This is a genomic window from Ruegeria arenilitoris (genome assembly GCF_013030265.1).
Taxonomy (GTDB): Bacteria; Pseudomonadota; Alphaproteobacteria; order Rhodobacterales; family Rhodobacteraceae; genus Ruegeria; species Ruegeria arenilitoris_E.
Map to the genome: position 1 here is coordinate 1 of NZ_WPZQ01000022.1, position 1,776 is coordinate 1,776.

The window sequence follows — 1,776 nt, forward strand, 5'->3', positions numbered from 1 at the left end:
ATGAAGATGACGACAGAAGAGGCCTTTGTTAAGGTATTGCAGATGCATGGTATTGAGCATGCGTTTGGTATTATTGGTTCTGCGATGATGCCGATTTCGGATTTGTTTCCGAAGGCTGGCATCATGTTCTGGGACTGTGCGCACGAAGGGTCTGGCGGCATGATGGCCGACGGCTACACCCGCGCGACCGGCAAGATGTCGATGATGATCGCGCAGAACGGCCCCGGCATCACCAACTTTGTCACCGCCGTGAAGACCGCCTACTGGAACCACACCCCGGTTCTGCTGGTCACCCCGCAGGCGGCCAACAAGACCATCGGTCAGGGCGGCTTCCAGGAGATGGAGCAGATGCGCATGTTCGCGGACTGCGTTGCCTATCAGGAAGAAGTCCGTGATCCGTCGCGTGTTGCCGAAGTCCTGAACCGCGTGATCATGAACGCCAAGCGCGCCAGCGCACCGGCTCAGCTGAACATCCCGCGTGACATGTGGACCCAGGTTGTCGACATCGAACTGCCCAAGATCGTTGATTTCGAGCGCCCTTCGGGCGGCGAAGACGCGGTGGCTGCTGCTGCCGAAATGCTGTCGAACGCAAAGAACCCGGTCATCCTGAACGGTGCCGGCGTTGTTCTGGCCGAAGGCGGCATCGAAGCGTCGAAAGCCCTGGCCGAGCGTCTGGACGCCCCGGTCTGCGTTGGCTACCAGCACAACGACGCCTTCCCCGGTTCGCACCCGCTGTTCGCTGGCCCGCTGGGCTATAACGGTTCGAAAGCCGGTATGGAGCTGATCTCGGAAGCGGACGTTGTTCTGGCTCTGGGCACCCGTCTGAACCCGTTCTCGACCCTGCCCGGTTACGGCATCAACTACTGGCCTGCGGATGCAAAGATCATTCAGGTCGACATCAACCCTGACCGCATCGGCCTGACCAAGGACGTCAGCGTCGGCATCATTGGTGACGCGGCCAAGGTTGCCAACGGCATCCTGTCCCAGCTGAGCGACACCGCCGGTGACGAAGGCCGTCAGGAGCGCAAGGACCGTATCGCCCAGAAGAAATCCGCATGGGCGCAGGAACTGACCTCGATGACCCACGAGGACGACGATCCGGGTACCACCTGGAACGAGCGTGCACGTGCCGCCAAGCCTGACTGGATGAGCCCCCGCATGGCATGGCGCGCAATCCAGGCCGCACTGCCGAAAGAGGCGATCATCTCGTCCGACATCGGCAACAACTGCGCCATCGGCAACGCCTATCCGTCCTTCGAAGACGGCCGCAAATACCTGGCCCCCGGCCTGTTCGGCCCCTGTGGCTACGGTCTTCCGGCGGTTGTCGGCGCCAAGATCGGCTGCCCCGATGTTCCGGTTGTCGGCTTTGCCGGTGACGGCGCCTTTGGTATCGCCGTGAACGAACTGACCGCGATCGGCCGTGAAGAATGGCCTGCCGTGACCCAGATCGTTTTCCGCAACTACCAGTGGGGCGCGGAAAAGCGGAACTCGACCCTGTGGTTCGATGACAACTTCGTCGGCACCGAGCTGGACACCAAAGTGTCTTACGCCGGTATCGCGCAGGCCTGTGGCCTGAAAGGTGTTGTTGCCCGCACCCAGGAAGAGCTGACCGCAGCGCTGAACCAGGCGATCGAGGACCAGAAGAACGGCATCACCACGCTGATCGAAGCCCTGATCAACCAGGAACTGGGTGAACCCTTCCGCCGCGACGCCATGAAAAAACCCGTAGCAGTCGCTGGCATCGACGCAAACGACATGACACCGCAAGAGGCGTAA

1 protein-coding gene is annotated in these 1,776 nt (G+C 61.3%); it reads left to right on the plus strand.

Going from position 1 to position 1,776, the window contains the following annotated elements:
• Window positions 1-1,776, plus strand: a 1,776-nt coding sequence (gene xsc, locus GOX61_RS22295) for a sulfoacetaldehyde acetyltransferase (RefSeq protein ID WP_170337273.1), incomplete at its 5' end; no start/stop codon positions are given.